This is a genomic window from Olsenella uli (assembly GCF_016900775.1).
Taxonomy (GTDB): Bacteria; Actinomycetota; Coriobacteriia; order Coriobacteriales; family Atopobiaceae; genus Thermophilibacter; species Thermophilibacter uli_A.
In genome coordinates, this window is record NZ_JACJKN010000005.1 from 40503 (window position 1) to 57121 (window position 16619).

Annotated in this window: 15 protein-coding genes; 2 read left to right on the plus strand and 13 right to left on the minus strand. The window is 70.4% G+C overall.

The features are described 5' to 3' along the window. Positions 1-12: 12 nt before the first annotated feature. From thrS to H6A23_RS04570, 9 genes are all read right to left on the minus strand, one after another. Positions 13-1776 carry a threonine--tRNA ligase gene (gene thrS, locus H6A23_RS04530; protein WP_204831012.1) on the minus strand — a complete coding sequence of 588 codons (1764 nt, stop codon included), beginning with the start codon at positions 1774-1776 and terminating at the stop codon, positions 13-15. 562 nt (positions 1777-2338) lie between these two features. Beyond that, the gene (locus H6A23_RS04535; RefSeq protein ID WP_204831013.1) at positions 2339-3049 is read right to left on the minus strand and encodes a hypothetical protein; all 711 of its coding nucleotides are present in this window, start codon (positions 3047-3049) and stop codon (positions 2339-2341) included. 116 nt (positions 3050-3165) lie between these two features. After that, positions 3166-3597 (minus strand): zinc ribbon domain-containing protein, encoded by a 432-nt coding sequence (locus H6A23_RS04540; RefSeq protein ID WP_075280274.1) that lies wholly within the window; start codon positions 3595-3597, stop codon positions 3166-3168. 79 nt (positions 3598-3676) lie between these two features. Then, the gene (locus tag H6A23_RS04545; protein ID WP_204831014.1) at positions 3677-5053 is read right to left on the minus strand and encodes a bifunctional folylpolyglutamate synthase/dihydrofolate synthase; all 1377 of its coding nucleotides are present in this window, start codon (positions 5051-5053) and stop codon (positions 3677-3679) included. 110 nt (positions 5054-5163) lie between these two features. After that, positions 5164-5754 (minus strand): GTP cyclohydrolase I FolE, encoded by a 591-nt coding sequence (gene folE / locus H6A23_RS04550; protein ID WP_204831015.1) that lies wholly within the window; start codon positions 5752-5754, stop codon positions 5164-5166. Next, complete coding sequence (locus H6A23_RS04555) at positions 5751-6581, minus strand: formate/nitrite transporter family protein (RefSeq protein ID WP_204831016.1); 831 nt, start codon at positions 6579-6581, stop codon at positions 5751-5753. Before H6A23_RS04555 ends, folE begins: the two co-directional genes overlap by 4 nt. Beyond that, on the minus strand, positions 6578-7435 hold the full coding sequence (locus H6A23_RS04560; protein ID WP_204831017.1) for a bifunctional 5,10-methylenetetrahydrofolate dehydrogenase/5,10-methenyltetrahydrofolate cyclohydrolase: 858 nt from the start codon (positions 7433-7435) through the stop codon (positions 6578-6580). Before H6A23_RS04560 ends, H6A23_RS04555 begins: the two co-directional genes overlap by 4 nt. Then, a complete protein-coding gene (locus tag H6A23_RS04565) occupies positions 7435-8070 on the minus strand; it encodes a cyclodeaminase/cyclohydrolase family protein (RefSeq protein ID WP_353653012.1) in 636 nt (211 codons plus the stop codon). Before H6A23_RS04565 ends, H6A23_RS04560 begins: the two co-directional genes overlap by 1 nt. A 56-nt stretch (positions 8071-8126) precedes the next feature. Continuing rightward, positions 8127-9800: a formate--tetrahydrofolate ligase gene (locus H6A23_RS04570; RefSeq protein ID WP_204831019.1), complete on the minus strand. Its 1674-nt coding sequence runs from the start codon at positions 9798-9800 to the stop codon at positions 8127-8129. A gap of 209 nt (positions 9801-10009) precedes the next feature. Between H6A23_RS04570 and H6A23_RS04575 the strand changes: the two genes are divergently transcribed. After that, positions 10010-11083 (plus strand): aldose epimerase family protein, encoded by a 1074-nt coding sequence (locus tag H6A23_RS04575; protein ID WP_204831020.1) that lies wholly within the window; start codon positions 10010-10012, stop codon positions 11081-11083. A gap of 45 nt (positions 11084-11128) precedes the next feature. Here H6A23_RS04575 and H6A23_RS04580 read toward each other — a convergent pair whose 3' ends face one another. From H6A23_RS04580 to iorA, 3 genes are all read right to left on the minus strand, one after another. After that, the gene (locus tag H6A23_RS04580) at positions 11129-12364 is read right to left on the minus strand and encodes a phenylacetate--CoA ligase family protein (RefSeq protein ID WP_204831021.1); all 1236 of its coding nucleotides are present in this window, start codon (positions 12362-12364) and stop codon (positions 11129-11131) included. Between the two features lie 259 nt (positions 12365-12623). Further along, a complete protein-coding gene (locus H6A23_RS04585; protein WP_204831022.1) occupies positions 12624-13205 on the minus strand; it encodes an indolepyruvate oxidoreductase subunit beta in 582 nt (193 codons plus the stop codon). Then, positions 13202-15019 (minus strand): indolepyruvate ferredoxin oxidoreductase subunit alpha, encoded by a 1818-nt coding sequence (gene iorA, locus H6A23_RS04590; protein ID WP_204831023.1) that lies wholly within the window; start codon positions 15017-15019, stop codon positions 13202-13204. The genes H6A23_RS04585 and iorA overlap by 4 nt, the downstream gene beginning before the upstream one ends. A 193-nt stretch (positions 15020-15212) precedes the next feature. On the opposite strand from iorA, the gene H6A23_RS04595 reads away from it, so the two are divergent. Next, complete coding sequence (locus H6A23_RS04595) at positions 15213-15938, plus strand: tRNA threonylcarbamoyladenosine dehydratase (RefSeq protein ID WP_075280284.1); 726 nt, start codon at positions 15213-15215, stop codon at positions 15936-15938. A gap of 33 nt (positions 15939-15971) precedes the next feature. Here the strand turns inward: H6A23_RS04595 and H6A23_RS04600 are convergent, their stop codons facing one another. Further along, a complete protein-coding gene (locus tag H6A23_RS04600) occupies positions 15972-16559 on the minus strand; it encodes a flavodoxin family protein (protein ID WP_075280285.1) in 588 nt (195 codons plus the stop codon). Positions 16560-16619 lie beyond the last annotated feature (60 nt).

The following is a 16619-nucleotide window of genomic DNA, read 5'->3' on the forward strand; positions in this document are numbered from 1 at the left end:
TCGTGCCGGGGCCTAGCGGCGCTCGGCGATCTCTGCGGTGACGTCGGCGATGAAGTCGTCCAGCGAGCGGGAGACGGTCTCGTTGGAGCGGTCGCGGACGGAGATGGTCCCGGCCTCGACCTCCTTCTCGCCGAGGATGAGCATGTAGGGCGGGCGGTCCACGGAGCGGGCCTCGCGGATCTTGTAGCCGATCTTCTCGTCACGCTCGTCGAGGACGGCGCGGATGCCGGCGGCCTCCAGGCGCTCGGTGACGGCGCGCGCGTAGTCGCGGCTCTTCTCGGAGACGGGCAGGACCTTCACCTGGCACGGCGCGAGCCACGTGGGGAACTTGCCCGCGAAGTGCTCGATCAGGATGCCGATGAAGCGCTCGATGGAGCCGAAGCACACGCGGTGCAGCATGATTGGGCGCTGCTTGGAGCCGTCGGCGTCCGTGTACTCGAGGTCGAAGTTAAGCGGCATCTGGAAGTCCAGCTGCACCGTGCCGCACTGCCAGGTGCGGCCGAGCGAGTCCTCCAGGTGGAAGTCGATCTTGGGGCCGTAGAAGGCGCCGTCGCCCTCGTTGACCACGTAGTCCTTGCCGAGCTTCTCAAGGGCGACGCGCAGGGCGGACTCGGCGCGCTCCCAGTCCTCGTCGGAGCCCATGGAGTCCTCGGGGCGCGTGGAGAGCTCGAGGTGGTAGGTGAAGCCGAACTTCTCGTACACCGAGTCGATGAGGTTCACCACGCCCACGATCTCGTCCGTGAGCTGGTCCGGACGCACGAAGAGGTGGGCGTCGTCCTGGTTGAAGCAGCGCACGCGGAAGAGGCCGTGCAGGGCGCCGCGCATCTCGTGGCGGTGCACCAGGCCGATCTCGCCAGCGCGGATGGGGAGCTCCCGGTAGCTGTGCGGACGGGACGCGTAGACGAGCACGCCGCCCGGGCAGTTCATGGGCTTCACGCAGTACTCCTCGTCATCGATGATCGTGGAGTACATGTTGTCCTTGTAGTGGTCCCAGTGGCCGGAGGTCTTCCAGAGCTCCTTGCTCATGATCATGGGCGTGGAGATCTCCACGTAGCCGGCGGCGCGGTGGATCTCGCGCCAGTACTGGAGCAGCTCGTTCTTGAGCGTCATGCCGTTGGGCAGGAAGAACGGGAAGCCGGGGGCCTCGTCGCGCATCATGAAGATGTCCATCTCGCGGCCGATCTTGCGGTGGTCGCGCTTCTTGGCCTCCTCGAGCAGGCGCAGGTGCTCGTCGAGCTCGTCCTTGGTGGCAAAGGCGGTGCCGTTCACGCGGGTGAGCATCTTGTTGTTCTTGTCGCCCTTCCAGTAGGCGCCCGAGACGCCCGTGAGCTTGAAGGCCTTGAGCGCCTTGGTGTAGGTGAGGTGCGGGCCCACGCACATGTCGATGTACTCGCCCTGCTGGTAGAAGGTGATGCGCGCGTCCTCGGGCAGGTCGCCGATGTGCTCGACCTTGTACTTCTCGCCCCGCTCCTCCATGAGGGCCACGGCCTCGGCGCGCGGGAGCTCGAAGACGGTGAACTTGAGGTTCTCCTTCACGATCTTCTTCATCTCTGCCTCGATCGCGGGGAAGTCCTCCTCGGAGATCTTCTGGCCCTCGGGCAGGTCGATGTCGTAGTAGAAGCCGTTGTCCGTGGCGGGGCCGTAGGCGAAGTCGGCCTCGGGGTAGAGGCGCTTCACGGCCTGCGCCATGATGTGGGCGGCGCTGTGGCGGACGACGTGGGTGACCTCGTCGGCGGGGCACTCGTCGATGTGGCCGTCGTTGTACAGGACCTTCATGGGAATACCTCTCTGTCGGGTGTCGGAATCCTCAGAACATGAAAAACGCCCGCACGCCGCCTCCTGGCAGCGTCGAGCGATATGCGGCGCCTGTCCGGGGCCCGCCGGGCCCGGGGAAGGGACAGACGCCTAGATAGTCTGCGTTCGAGCGCTATGTGCGAAGATGCGCTGCATCGAGGACACGCCTTTCGTCATTGCCTGCCCATAGGTTTACCACAAGTGGGCCGCGTCTATGCACGGGGAAACAGATTCGCAGCATCTGCGCGTACGCACCGGGCGCCAGGCCGGGGGCGGGGGCTGGGGCCGAGCATGCCCCCATGCACGGATTGAGCCGGATTCCGCACGATTCCGTGCGCCGAGGCATGCCCGAGCGGAATGTGCGCCGGGGCATGCTCGGTGGGCCCGGAGGGCGGGTTCTTCTCGCCAGCGCGTCCTTTGGGAATGCCTCTGCGCACGGTTCTGCCGAGCATGCCTCCATGCACGAAACCGGCGATAAAACCAGTGAAACCGTGCGCTGGGGCATGCTCGGGGCAGGCTGGCGGAAGGCCACGCCAGACGAGGGCTACCTCCTCGCCCTGGAGCGAATCACAAGCGCGACGGCCGCAAGGCACGCCAGGACGGCGACGCCCGCGGCAGCAGGGGGCACCGCGGAATCGTCGCTGACGAGGGATGCCGACTCCCCCGCCCCTCCGGACGGCCGTGCCGTCAGGTCACGCGCCAGCGAGAAGCCAAGCGACTCCGCAGGACCAAGCTCGACGGTCTCGACGGCCAAGAAATAGGACGGGATCACCCCCTCGGAGAGGTCCGCCCGGCCGTCGACGGTCTCGACGGCCTCGAAGGCCGTGGCAAGCGACGTGCCGTCCCACACTCGGCACGCGCCGCGATCGAACACGAGGGCGGCACGATCGGGCCCCAGCGAGCCGACGCCTCGGGCGAGCACGGTATCCAGCTGGAATGCGCCGCCCTCGACGCGCAGGGCAAACGCCACGAGCTCGCCGTCGCAGAAGAGTGGGAAGTAGTCGAGCCCCGCGCGCTTGGGGCCTGCGGGAAGCGCCTCGTAGGCCGGCAGGGACTCACCCACGTCAAGCGCCTCGAAGTCTGCGTCGCCAAGCCCGAACGAGTCACGGTCAAGATAGACGGACGCGAGGGCTTCGACTATCCCCTCCCGGTCATCGTCAGAGAGCTGGGCGGCGACAGACCGCGCGGGGATAGCGGCGCAGGCAAGGGCCGCAAGCGCCAAGAGCAGTGCAGCCAGACGACGTGATGCGCCCATGCGAGCCCCTCTCCCCGAGCTCATGATGCTCTTAGTGTATCGCTCCGCCCATGCCCGCCGGACAAAAAAGCCCCGCCGAGGCGGGGCCGTGCGTGCCGAGAAGAACCTGCGGGCCGCTACTGGATGCGGGTGCGGCAGTACGGGCACACCTTCCAGTCCGCGTTGAGCGGGCGGTGGCAGGTGGGGCAGACGTTGCGCACCTGCGTGTTGCAGATCGGGCAGACCACGAAGTCGCGGTCGATGGGGGCGCCGCACTTGGGGCAGATGCCGTAGTGGGAGAGCTGGTGCTCGCGCAGGGCGATGTCGAGGTCCTGCTCCTCGCGGTCGATGAGGTAGGAGCTCGGGCGCAGGATGACGTAGGCGAGCAGGCCCACGATGGGGATCACGGAGATGATCGCCCACATCCACCAGGGCTCCGCGCCGCGGCGCTGGGCGTCGCGGATCACGTAGACGATCGAGAGGATGTAGAGCATGACGACGCACACGACCATGAGGTAGAGGACCATGCGGACCTCGGGCGTGATGAGCTGGTCGAAAAGTTCTTGCATGACGGGGACTCCTTCTGCCATCTCTGCCATCGGAAAACGTCACGGTGCGACGCCACAGACAGCTGAATTGTAACAAAAGCTATCCGAGGAGGGCCGCAAGCTCGCCCGCAAGCGTGATGGAACCGCATCCGACGTAGGATTCTCCACACAATGCCGACGTTGCGGCCTCAACCGTGGGATACACTCCCACGACCTCAGACCCCATCCCCTCGAAGGCGCGGGCGAGCTCGTCGGCCGCAAGCGCACGCGGGCTCGCGGTCTGCGTGACCGCCACGCGGGGGAACGCGCGGGCGAGGAGGGCCACGATCCCCTCCACGTCCTTGTCGGCAAGGACCGCGGCGAGAAGGACGGGCCGCTCCTCAGGGACGGGCGCCACGGCGTCGATGGCGGTCAGGAACGCCTCGACCGACTGCGGGTTGTGGCAGGCGTCGATGAGGACGGGCGGCTCGGGGCGCAGGAGCTGGAAGCGCCCGGGCGTGGGGCACCGGACGACGGAGGCGAAGAGGGCCTCGGCGTCGAGGGCGCGGCCGAGGTAGCCCTCGCAGAGCGCGACGGCGCAGGCGATGTTCTGCGCCTGGTAGGCGGGCTTCAGGGCCGCGAGCTCGGCGTAGGTCGCGCGGGGCGTCGTCACGTCGAGCTCGAGCGGGGCGCCGATGCGCTGCGGCTGCCTGGTGACGTGGAACTCCGCCACGGGAAGCCCCGCCGGGGTGCCGGCGGGCGCCGGCTCGCTCCGGACGAGCACGGGCGTCACGCCGGCGGCGCGGGCCTGGTCGAGGAAGACCCGCTCGACCGAGGCGGGGCTCGCCGTCCCCGCGCCCAGCACGCAGGCGCGCCCGGGCTTGATGATGGCGGCCTTCTCGCCGGCGATCTTCTCGAGCGTGTCCCCGAGGACGCGCATGTGGTCGAGCCCGATGCCGGTCACCGCCACGGCGCGGATGGACTTGGCGGCGGAGGTGGCGTCCCAGCGGCCGCCCATGCCGCACTCGAGCACGGCGACGTCGACCCCCGCCTCGGCGAAGACGACCATCGCGGCCACGGTGAGCGTGTCGAACTCCGTCACGTCATAGGGGCGCAGGCCCGCCGCCGCGCGGCGCTCGTTCACGCGGCGGCCCGCCTCGTGCGCGGCGGAGACGCCGTGCGCGAAGGCCCCCTCGGAGACGGGGGCGCCGCCGACCTCCATGCGCTCGGTGTAGCTCACGAGCTCGGGCGAGGTGTAGAGCGCCGTGGAGAGGCCCTCGCCGGCCAGGACGGCCGCCGCGTAGCGGCTCGTGGACGTCTTGCCGTTGGTGCCGGCTATCTGTACGCACTCGAATGCGAGGTCGGGGTCCCCGAGCTCGGCGAGCATGTCCTCCACGGTCTCCAGGAGGGGCTCGATTCCAAAGCGCAGCGCCCCGTGCAGGATGCCAAGCGCCTCCTCGTACGTGATCTCCGGAACCTTGAACGGCAGCTGGTACACAGTGTCTCCCTTGTCACTCGTTCCCTCGCCTATTTGGGGACAGGCCCCTTTTAGGCAAGTTTTCAAGCATGCAAACTTGCCTAAAAGGGGCCTGTCCCCAAATAGGCGAGCTACAGCCCGAGGAGGCGCAGGGCCTCCTGGCGGGTCTTGAGGTCGCGCAGGCACCCGCGCACCGCCGAGGTGGTGGTGAGGGCGCCGGCCGCGCGGACGCCGCGCATGGTCATGCACGTGTGCTCGGCCTCCAGTACCACGAGGACGCCCAGCGGGTCGAGCTCGCGCACCATGGCGTCGGCGATCTGCCCGGTGAGCCGCTCCTGCACCTGGAGGCGCCGCGCGTAGCCGGAGACGCAGCGGGCGATCTTGGAGAGGCCCGTTATGCGGCCGTCCCGCGGGATGTAGCAGACGTGCGCCCGCCCGGTGAAGGGCAGGATGTGGTGCTCGCAGAGCGAGGAGAACGGGATGTCCTTGACGATCACCATCTCCTGGTTGCCCGGCTCGTGGAACTGCCGGCGCAGGTGCGCGCCCGGGTCCTCCTGCATCCCGCCGAGGATCTCCTCGCAGGCGCGCGCCACGCGGTCGGGCGTGCCGAGCAGGCCCTCGCGGTCCGGGTCCTCGCCGATGGCGAGCAGGAGCTCGCGGACCGCCGCCTCCACGCGCGGCTTGTCGATGGGGCCGAAGCCCTCCCGGTTCTTCTCGCTCACGCGCGGTCCCTCCCTCGCCCGTACACGAACCAGTAGGACGCCCCCACCAGCACGACGCCGCCCACGAGGTTGCCGAGCGTGGCCGCGCTCAGGTTGTGCAGGACGCCCGCAAGGTCGACCGAGCCCGAGGCGACGCCCGTCGCCTGCAGCATCATCGCATAGGGCAGGAAGAACATGTTGGCCACGCAGTGCTCGAAGCCCGCCGCCATGAACCCCATGACCGGCAGCAGGGCCGAGAAGAACTTGTCGGTGACCGAGTTGGCGGAGTGGCCGACCCAGACGGCGAGGCACACGAGCATGTTGCAGAGGACGCCGCGCGCGAAGGCGACGCCCCAGCCAAGCGCGACCTTGCCCTCCGCGACGGCGACGGCGGCCTCGCCGAGGGCGCCCCCGTTGGCCGAGGCCACGCCCGCGGCGAGCATGACGGCGGACGCCAGCAGGGCGCCCGCGAGGTTGCCCGCGAGCACCACGAGCCAGCTCGAGAGGAGCCTCCCCCACGAGAACCGCCCGGAGAGCGGGCCCATGACCATGAGGCAGTTGCCGGTGAAGAGCTCGGCGCCCGCCGCCAGGACGAGGAAGAGCCCGAGCGTGAACGAGAAGCCGCCGAGCAGCTGCGTCGCGGCGAAGGGCAGCGTGGCGTCCGACTTCACGACGAGCATGAACGTGGCGCCGAGCGAGATGAAGGCGCCGGCCATGACGGCGAGCACGAGGGCGCTCGCGAGGTCGGTGCCGGCCTTGGTCTCGGCCACGCGCTCGTTCTTGAGCTCCATCGACGCGGGGGTCATCGCCCCGCTGTAGGACGAGGAGGGCTTCTCGGTAACTCTCATCGGCAGGTCCTCTCTGCGGCCTCGACCACGTGGCGGGCCAGGATCGCGGTGGTTACGGCGCCCACGCCGCCGGGCACGGGCGTGATGGCGGAGACGATCGGCTCGACGGCGGCGAAGTCGGCGTCGCCCACGAGGCGGCCCGCCGCGGCGTCCCAGTTGGTGCCCACGTCGACGACCACCTGGCCCGGCCGGACGCAGCCGGCCCCGAGGGCGCCGGGCGAGCCCGCCGCGACCACGACCACGTCCGCCGCGCGGCAGGCAGCCGCGAGGTCGCGCGTGTGGGTGTGGCAGGTGGTCACCGTGGCGTTTCTCGCCAGCAGGAGCGCGGAGGCGGGCCGCCCGATCACGAGCGAGCGGCCCACGACGGTCACGTTGGCCCCGTCGAGCGGCACGCCGTAGTGGTCCAGGATCGCCAGGGCGGACTCGGCGGTGCAGGGGGCGAAGCCCCCGCCGCGCCCGGAGAGCGTGGCGAGAAGGGCCGCGGGGCCGGCGCAGTCCACGTCCTTGCCGGCGGGGATGCGGGCCACGGCGGCCGCATCGTCGAGGGGCGCGGGCAGGGGGCGCAGGAGCAGGATGCCGTGCACCTCGTCCCGGGCGCCGAGCGCGTCGAGCTCTCCCTCGAGCCGGGCCTGGTCGAGGGAGGCGGGCTCGAGGGAGAGCCTCCTCACCGCGATGCCGGCCGCGAGGCAGCGCTTCTCGGCCGCCCGCTCGTAGGCGAGGTCGTCCTCGCGCGCGCCCACGCGCACTATAGCGAGGCAGGGGGTGACGCCCCGCTCCCGCAGGGCCGCGACGCGCGGGGCGAGCCCCTCCATGACGGCACGCGCGACGGGGGCACCCCTGAGCAGCTCCGCCATCAGCGCGACCCCCCGCGGATGCCCGCAAGGACGCGCTCGGCGAGCCGCTCGGCGCGCGGCACGTACTCCTCGACGAGCTCGTCGCAGGCCGACTCGATGGCGGCCGCCTGCGCGCGGTCCGCGAGCGCGGAGGTGTTCACGTAGACGTTGACGCTCGCCGCGCCGAGCGCCGCGCGCACGAGCAGGGCGCCGCAGGCCACGTCGGAGGCGAGCAGGCGCGAGCAGCGCTCGCCCATGCGCTCGAGGAGGGTCACCGCCCGGCAGCACTCCCCCACCATCGCGAGCGGCGCCATCGCGGCGGCCTCCGTCGCGCGCTCGAGGGCCTCGGCGCGGCCGGGGTCGTCGCGCGGGATGGCGTAGGAGGCGGCGAGCGGCGCGAAGCCCTCGGCGTCCTCCTCCACGAGCTCGACGAGGCGGTAGCGCACGTCCTCGGCCTCGTCCATGAGGGCGCGGACCTCGTCCTCCACGTCTGCGTAGCGGGGCTTTCCCACGGTGAAGGAGCCCGCCATCGAGCAGAGCGCCACCCCGAGCGCGCCGACGAGCGCCGCCGCGCCGCCCCCGCCCGGGACGCCCTCGCGCGCGGCGAGCCGGTCGGCGAACTCCTCGCAGCTCAGCTCCGTGTACCTCTCGTCCACGACACCCCTTCCCCAGGACCTGACAAACGACCCTGTCACCTTTGTCATGACCGGCGTCAGAACAGGCCGACGATCTTGCCGTCGGGCGTGACGTCAATCTTCTCGGCCGCCGGGACCTTGGGCAGGCCGGGCATCGTCATGATGTCGCCGGTGAGGGCCACGATGAAGCCGGCGCCCGCGGAGACGCGGAGGTTCCTCACCGTGATGCGGAAGCCCTCGGGCGCGCCGAGCTTGGTCTGGTCGTCCGTGAACGAGTACTGGGTCTTGGCCATGCAGATGGGAAGGCCGCCGTAGCCGAGCTCCTCCAGCTGCTTGAGCTGGCGGCGCGCCGGGGCGGTGAAGTCCACGCCGTCAGCGTGGTAGACGCGCGTGGCGATGGCCTCGATCTTCTCGGCGATTCCGCCCTCGAGCTCGTAGGCGTAGCGGAAGTCGGAGGGTTCGTCGCAGAGGCGCACGACCTCGCGGGCGAGCGCCTCGCCGCCCTCGCCGCCCTTGGCCCAGACCTCGGAGAGCGCCACGTTGACGCCGAGCTCGTTGCAGCGGCGCTCGACGAGCTCGAGCTCGGCCGCGGTGTCCGTGGGGAACGCGTTGATGGCCACCACCACGGGCAGGCCCCAGACGTCCTTGATGTTGGACACGTGGCGCAGCAGGTTGGGCAGGCCGGCCTCGAGCGCCTCGAGGTTCTCCTCGGTGAGCGACGCCTTGGGGACGCCGCCGTTGTACTTGAGCGCGCGCACGGTGGCCACGAGCACCACCGCGGAGGGTGCGAGCCCGGTGGCGCGGCACTTGATGTCGAGGAACTTCTCGGCGCCGAGGTCCGCGCCGAAGCCGGCCTCGGTCACCACGTAGTCGGCGAGCTTGAGGGCGGTCGTCGTGGCCTCCACCGAGTTGCAGCCGTGCGCGATGTTGGCGAAGGGGCCGCCGTGGACGAACGCGGGGTTGCCCTCGAGCGTCTGCACGAGGTTGGGCTTGATGGCGTCCTTGAGCAGGGCCGTCATGGCGCCCTCGGCGTGGATGTCGGAGACGGTGACGGGCCTGCGGTCGTAGGTGTAGGCGATCACCATGCGCCCGAGGCGCGCCTTGAGGTCGGCGAGGTCCGTGGCGAGGCAGAAGACGGCCATGACCTCGGAGGCCACGGTGATGTCGAAGCCGTCCTGGCGGGGGCATCCGTCCGCGATGCCGCCGAGGCCGTCCACGACGTTTCTGAGCTGGCGGTCGTTCATGTCGACGCAGCGCTTCCAGACGATGCGGCGCGGGTCGATGCCGAGGGCGTTGCCCTGCTTGATGTGGTTGTCCAGCATGGCGGCGCAGAGGTTGTTGGCCGCGCCGATGGCGTGGAAGTCCCCGGTGAAGTGCAGGTTGATGTCCTCCATGGGGACGACCTGCGCGTAGCCGCCGCCCGCCGCGCCGCCCTTGATGCCGAAGACCGGGCCGAGCGAGGGCTCGCGCAGGCAGAGCATGGTCTGGTGGCCGAGGCGGTTCATCGCGTCGGCCAGGCCCACGGACGTGGTGGTCTTGCCCTCGCCCGCAGGCGTGGGGTTGATGGCGGTGACCAGGACGAGCTTGCCCTTCATGGGCCGGTCGGCAAGCGAGTGGATGTCCACCTTCGCCTTGGTGCGCCCGTAGGGCTCGAGCATGTCCTCCGTGAGGCCCGCCTTGGCCGCGACCTCCGCGATGGGCAGCATCTCTGCCTCCTGGGCGATCTGGATGTCCGACTTGTACTCCGCCATATCCGCTCCCCTCGTACGCGCCATAGGAACGTCTACTATAGCGCAGCCCGGCCGGGCGGTCCGCGCCCGCGCCCCTGGGGCCCGAGTGACAGGTTTCGGCCGGACGGGGCGCCCCAGGGGCCTGGTTCGGCCGAAACCCGTCACTCATGCCGCGGGCGCCAGGGCCGCTTGCACTAGACTAGGCTCAACCACGGATGCGGAGGTGCGCCATGATCGAGAGAGAGCCCTTTGGGACCGCCCCGGACGGAACGGAGGCCAGCCGGTACGTCCTCTCGTCGGGCAAGGTCAGGGTGGCGGTGTCCGACTTTGGGGCCACGCTCCTCTCCCTCGAGGCGCCCGACCGCGACGGCCGCGCGGCTGACGTCGTCCTGGGCTTCGACGGCCTCGACGGCTACGCCGGGGAGAACCCCGCCTTCTTCGGCGGAACGGTGGGCCCCGTGGCCAACCGCACGGACCGCGCCGAGGTCCCCCTGCGCGGCACCACCTACCACCTGGAGGGAAACGACGGCCCGGGCGGGCGCAACAACAACCACACCAGCTCCTCGCGCGGGCTCCACAAGCGGCGCTGGGAGGCGGAGGCCGACGAGGCCGCGAACGCCGTGACCCTCACGTGCCGTCTCGCGGACGGCGAGCTCGGCCTTCCAGGCAACCGCACCTTCCGCGCCACCTACGCGCTGGGCGAGAAGAACGGCGCGGCGGAGCTCCGCGTCTCCTACCGCTGCGAGTCCGACGCCCCCACGTACGTGAACGTGACCAACCACACCTACTTCAACCTCGCGGGGAACGGCGCGGGCGACGTCCTGGGCCACATCGTCCAGGTGGACGCCGACCAGTTCCTCTCCGTGCGCGAGGACTCCGTCCCCACCGGGGAGGTCCTGGGCGTGGCGGGGACCCCGTTCGACTTCCACCGCCCCAAGGCGCTCGGGGCCGACATCGCGGCCGACGACGAGCAGCTCCGTCGCGGGCGCGGCTACGACCACTGCCTCGTCGTGCGCGGCTACGTTCCGGGCGGCCTCCCGCGGCGCGCTCTGCTCGCACGCGACCCCGCAAGCGGACGCGAGCTCGAGGTTCTTCTCACCACGCCCGCCGCGCACCTCTACACGGGCAACTGGCTGGGCGACGCGGGCGCCAAGGGCGGCGTCGACTACGCGCCGCGCTCGGGGTTTGCCTTTGAGCCGGAATTCTACCCCGACGCCATCCATCACCCCGACTGGCCGCAGCCCGTCTGCGAGCCCGGCCACCCTTGGGAGTCCACGATCGTCTACCGCATCTCGACGACCTGACAAAGGTGTCAGGGTCGTTTGTCAGGTCGTCCGGGCGCCGGACGGCTACTCGTAGCGCTCGTCGAAGACGCGCCTCGTCTTCTTCTCGCTCCTGGGCAGCACGCCCAGCTCCACGACCTTCACGAGCGGCGTGAAGCCGATGCGATGCTTGACCTCGTGCGCGACCTCGTCGGCCAGCTCGAGGAAGTCCTGCGTGCCGTCGGTCTCCACGTAGATGCGCATGGTGTCGCGGCCCTCGAGGTGCGAGATGCGGATCTGGTACTCGCTCGAGAGCTGCGGGAACTCCTGGAGGACCTCCTCGATCTGGCGCGGGAAGACGTTCACGCCCTTGATCTTGACCATGTCGTCCGAGCGACCGTGCAGGGCGTCGATCCGCGGGAACGCGCAGCCGCAGGGGCACGGCCCGGGGATGATCCGGGAGAGGTCGTGGGTGCGGAAGCGGATGAGCGGCGCGCCCTCCTTGACGAGCGTGGTGATGACGATCTCGCCCCAGGTGCCGTCGGGCACGGGCTCGCCCGTCGCGGGGTCGACGATCTCCAGGTAGAGGTAGTCGTCCCAGTAGTGCATGCCGTTCTCGGCGTCGCAGGAGATGCCGATGCCCGGTCCGTAGACCTCGGTGAGGCCGTAGATGTCGTAGATCTGGATGCCCAGGCCCGCCTTCACGCGGTCGCGCATGACCCTGCCCCAGCGCTCGGAGCCGATGACCCCCTTGCGCAGGGCAATCTCGTCGCGCATGCCGCGCGCCTCGACCTCCTCGGCGAGCAGGAGGGCGTAGCTCGACGTGGCGCCGATGACCGTGGTCTGCAGATCGACCATGAACTGCAGCTGCTTCTCGGTGTTGCCGGGGCCCATGGGGACGACCATCGCGCCGAGCTTCTCGGCCCCCGCCTGAAACCCGATGCCCGCGGTCCAGAGGCCGTAGCCGGGCGTTATCTGGATGCGGTCCTCGGCCGTGATGCCGGCGAGCTCGTAGCAGCGGCGGAACTGCTCGGCCCAGTCGTCGATGTCCTTGGTGGTGTAGGGGATGATCACGGGCGTGCCCGTGGTGCCCGAGCTGGAGTGGATGCGCACGATCTGGCGCTCGTCCACCGCGGAGACCCCGAGCGGGTAGCAGTTGCGCAGGTCCTCCTTCTCGGAGAAGGGGAGCGCCAGGAAGTCGGACTCGGTGCGGACCTCCGTGACGCCCGCCTCCCGGAGGCGCCTGCCAAAGTAGTTGCCCGACGCCACGAGGCGCTGGACCTGCTCGTTCACGAGCTTGAGCTGGGACTCGCTGATCTTCATCGAGCGCTCCAATCGTCAATGCGGGCAGATGCCCGGCGGATGGTCCGACAAACGCGTCAATCAGCGGCGAGCTGCCAAAAAGTGCGCAAAGTGCACGGTCGAGAGCGTGCCTGGAGGCCCGTCTGTCCAGAGGACGTGACAAATCCGCAGGTGGCGCTGAGGGAGGTCGCCCATCGGAACGGGCGTTGCCCGTTTTGCGATGCACTTCGTGCGTTTTATGGCAGGTGCCATCTCGTAACCACGCTCCAGGGCCGGAGGGCTATGTCCCGAGCTGCAGGGCGCGCAGGTCGAGGTCGACGAAGCGCAGGCTCACAATGGCGCGGACGGTGGCGGCGAGGTCATCCACGGTGACGGGGCCGAGCGCGCCGGCGCGCGCGGCGGCGCCGAGAAGGACGACATTCAGCGCCTTGGCGGTGCCGAGCTCGGCCGCGGCCGCGGCGGCGTCCACGACGACGAGGTCCTTCTCGCCCACGCGCTCGCGCAGGTGGGACATGATGGCCGGCAGGTCGTAGGCCGGGCCGCCCGTGGCGGCCGAGACCGGGACCACCGGCGCGTCGCTCGTCACGACCATGCCCCCCGGGCGCAGGAACGGCAGCTGGCGCGCCGCCTCGGCCGGCTCGAAGGCGACGATCGCGTCCGCGCGCCCGCGGCCGACGAGCGGGGATGCGGCGCCCTCGCCCAGCCTCACGTGGCTGAAGACCGATCCCCCGCGCTGCGCCATGCCGATGGTCTCGGCTGTCTTGACGCTGAGGCCGCGGCCCATCGCGGCGCGGGCGAGGAGCTTTGATGCGAGGACGGCACCCTGGCCGCCCACGCCCGCGAGGATGACGTTGGTGCTCACAGGCGCTCACCTCCCGAGATGGCGTGCGTGGGGCAGACCTGCTCGCAGAGGGTGCAGCCGGTGCACTGCGCCCCGTCGATCGAGACCTTGCCCGTGGCGGCGTCGGGCACGAGCGCCGGGCACCCGAGCTCGCGCACGCAGCGCTGGCAGCCGACGCACCTCTCGGCGTCGACCGCGCTCCTTGCCTGCGGACGGGCGAGCACCACGCACGGGCTCCGGAAGACGATGGCCTTGACGTCCGGCTCGTCCGCGACGCGGCGCACCGTTGCGACCGCGGCCTCGAGGTCGAGCGGGTCCACGGTCTCCACGGTGCTGAGCCCGATGGCGCGAAGGACGCGCTCGATGCTCACCTTCTCCACGACCTGGCCCATCATCGTGCGGCCCGTGCCGGGGTGCGGCTGGTGGCCGGTCATGGCCGTGGTGGAGTTGTCCAGCACGACGAGCGTCATGTCCGCCTGGTTGTAGAAGGCGTTGACCACGCCCGTGATGCCGGAGGCGAAAAACGTCGAGTCGCCCACGAACGCGAAGGCCTTGGTGTCCGGCTCCACGCGACAGACGCCCTGCGCGATGTTGATGCCCGCGCCCATGCACAGGCACGTGTCAACCATGTCGAGCGGGGCGGCGTTTCCGAGCGTGTAGCAGCCGATGTCGCCGCAGAAGAGGGTCTTGCGGCCGCGCATGGCACGCTTCACGGCGTAGAAGCTCGCGCGATGCGGGCACCCGGCGCACAGCACCGGCGGGCGAACGGGCAGCTGCGGGGCCGCGGGCGCGGGGGCGGCGGCCGTCGGGCGGCCGAGAAAGGCGTCGAGCGCGCGGCCGACGCCCTCGACGGTGTTCTCGCCGGAGGGCTGGACGTCGCCGGTGAGCTTGCCGCGAATCCTGACGCTCAGGCCGCGGCGGCCGCAGGCGGCGACGAGCGCGCGCTCGATCACGGGGTCGAGCTCCTCCACGCAGAGGACCTCGTCGAGCCCCTCCAGGAAGCGCGCCGCCAGGTCCTCGGGGAAGGGGTACGGCGTCGCCACGCGGAGCACGCGCACGCCGTCCCTCTCGCCCAGGTTCTCCGCCACGTAGGTGGCGCTGATGCCGTGCGTGGCCACGCCGAGGCGCGGCGAGGCGACGGGCGGCTCGGAGATGACGTTGCGAGCGTAGCCGGAGAGCCGGCGCGAGAGCTCGGCGTCACGCGCCTCTATGGCGGCGTGGGCGCGCACCGAGAGCGCCGGGAAGATGACCCAGCGCGACGGGTCGCGCACGAAGCCCTCGGGCTCGTGGCGCTCCCACTCCCCCGGGTCCGCCACCTCGACGTCCTCGTACCCGTGGTCCACGCGCGTGGTGGGGCGAACGATCACCGGGCAGCCCAGCTCCTCGGAGAGCGCGAAGGCATCCCCCATCATCTCGTAGGCCTCCTGCGGCGAGCTGGGATCGAGGACCGGCAGCTTGGCATAGGCGGCGAAGGTCCTCGTGTCCTGCTCGGTCTGGGAGGATATGGGGCCCGGGTCGTCGGCCACGAGCACCACCATGCCGCCCTTGACGCCGATGTAGGAGAGGCTCATGAGCGGGTCGGACGCCACGTTGAGGCCCACCTGCTTCATGGTCACGAGCGCCCGCGCCCCGGCGTAGGCCGCCCCGGCGGCCACCTCGAGCGCCGCCTTCTCGTTGACGGACCACTCCACGTACACGCCCTCCGGCCGGCGGCGGGCCACGGCCTCCAGGACCTCCGTGGACGGGGTGCCCGGGTACCCCGCCACCACGTTCACGCCGGCGGCGAGCGCGCCCACGGCCATCGCCTCGTTGCCCATCAGGAACTCTCTGTGCATGGCACCTCCTTCGTCTCGCAGCACTCTATCAAAGTAAAGCGCCTCCCGGCGGAGCCGTCGCAAACCGGAAACCTGCACCTTGGGGACGAGTTATTTCTCACAGAGATTTTGGGACAGGTCTGTTGCGGCGAGGGCCAGACCTGTCCCAAAATCTCTGGGAGAAATAACGCGTCCCCAAGGTGCAGGAGGCAACGTGGTGGAGACGGCGACGGACAGGCTGAGGCTCATCCTCGGAGACGAGGGGCTCGCGCGGCTCGCGGAGGCGCGCGTGGCCGTGATCGGCCTCGGCGGCGTGGGGTCCTCCTGCGCGGAGGCGCTCGCGCGCGGCGGCGTGGGGCGCCTCGTGCTCCTGGACCGCGACGTGGTGGCCCCGAGCAACATCAACCGCCAGGCGCTCGCCTTCCAGAGCACGATAGGCCGCCCCAAGGCCGAGGTCATGGGCCAGATGGTGCTCGACATCAACCCCGCAGCCACCGTTGAGGCGCACGTGGCCTTCCTGGACAAGGACGCGCTCCCCGAGCAGATGGACGCCCTCGGACGCCTCGACTACGTGGTCGACGCCATCGACACCGTGGCGCAGAAGCTCCGCCTGGCGCAGTGGTGCCAGGAGCGCGGCGTGCCCGAGCTCTCCGCGATGGGCGGGGCCAACAAGCTCGACCCGTGCCGCCTGCGCTTCGCGCGCATCGAGGACACCGTCAACTGCCCGCTCGCGCGCGTCATGCGGAAAGAGTGCCGCCGCCGCGGCATCCGGGGCCTGCGCGTGCTCTTCTCTGACGAGAAGCCCGTCCGCATGGAGCGCATCTCCGACGAGCGCTGGCGCGAGGAGGGGTCGCTCCTGGGCACGATGAGCTACCTGCCGCCCATCATGGGCCAGATGATCGCGAGCCGCGTGATCCGCGACCTTCTGGGCTGGGCGTAGCGCGGCGCGCGAGGTCGCCCTCGCCCGCGGGCCCTACTCGGCCGGATAGACCGTCCGGCCGAACTCGTATGCCTCCTCGAGGTGTGCGGTCTTATCGATCTGGGGGCCGCCGTCGGTGTCACCGCAGCCGCCGGCGAGTAGCATGCCCCTGTCGCGGTAGCCGATGTAGTTGACGACGCACTGGCGGTAGTAGCCAACGGCCAGCTCAAACGTCCAGAAGAAGTCGTCCGCGGCGGTCATGAGCAGGGCGCAGTCGCGCACGTCGTACTTCTCGTAGCGGCCGTGCGGCGGGTTGGGGTCGGGCTGTGCCAGGCAGTAGAAGCGCTCGATGAACGCCTTCATGCGCGCCGGGAGGGTCCAGTAGTAGAGCGGCGACGCAAGCACCAGCAGGTCCGCGGCGAGCACCTTGGGCGCGATGTCGTTGAAGGCGTCCCTCTGCACGCACGGCTTGCCGTAGCGGCACGCGTTGCAGCCCAGGCAGCCGCGGACCTCGTTCTTGACGAGCGAGACCACCTCGACCGCATGGCCCGCGTCGCGCGCGCCTGCGCAGAAGCGCTCCACGAGCTGGGAGGTGTTGCCGCGCGGGCGGCCGCCTCCCTGAATGACCAGGATGTTCTTCATATCCGACACCTCTCCCGCAATCTGCCGCACGTTCTTCTCGCCCCATGATACACAGCGCCA